Source organism: Pseudomonas ceruminis, from assembly GCF_021602025.1.
GTDB classification, from domain to species: Bacteria; Pseudomonadota; Gammaproteobacteria; order Pseudomonadales; family Pseudomonadaceae; genus Aquipseudomonas; species Aquipseudomonas ceruminis.
In genome coordinates, this window is sequence record NZ_BQHW01000084.1 from 1 (window position 1) to 404 (window position 404).

Sequence of the window (404 nt, forward strand, 5' to 3'; positions counted from 1 at the left end):
GCGCATAGATGGGCTTTACGCCTCAGTTGGAGATGCCAGCGCGGCGATTCAAAACGAAGCCACTGCGCGCAGTGACGGCGATACCGCGCTTGGCAGACGTGTCGATACAGTCCAGAGCAATCTGGGCACCACGAATGCCAGCGTGCAGCAGATAAGCACGGCACAGACTGCGCTCAACGGCAAAGTAAACGCCACCTGGTCTGTGAAGCTGGGCCTCACGTCCGGCGGCACCTACTACGCGGCGGGGTTTGGCCTGGGGCTTGAGAACCAGGGCGGTACATTCCAGTCGAGCTTTGTTGTGCTGGCTAACCGGTTCGCGATTATGAACCCGGTGGGTGAGGGCCTGATCGTGCCGTTCGCTGTTCAAAACGGACAGGTCTTTATCAACGATGCGTTGATCTCCA

At 58.9% G+C, this 404-nt stretch carries 1 protein-coding gene; it reads left to right on the top strand.

Annotated elements, in window-relative coordinates; genetic code table 11:
- Nucleotides 1-404: DUF1983 domain-containing protein (locus L6D80_RS29905; RefSeq protein WP_236183114.1), on the top strand; the 404-nt coding region annotated here is incomplete at both ends.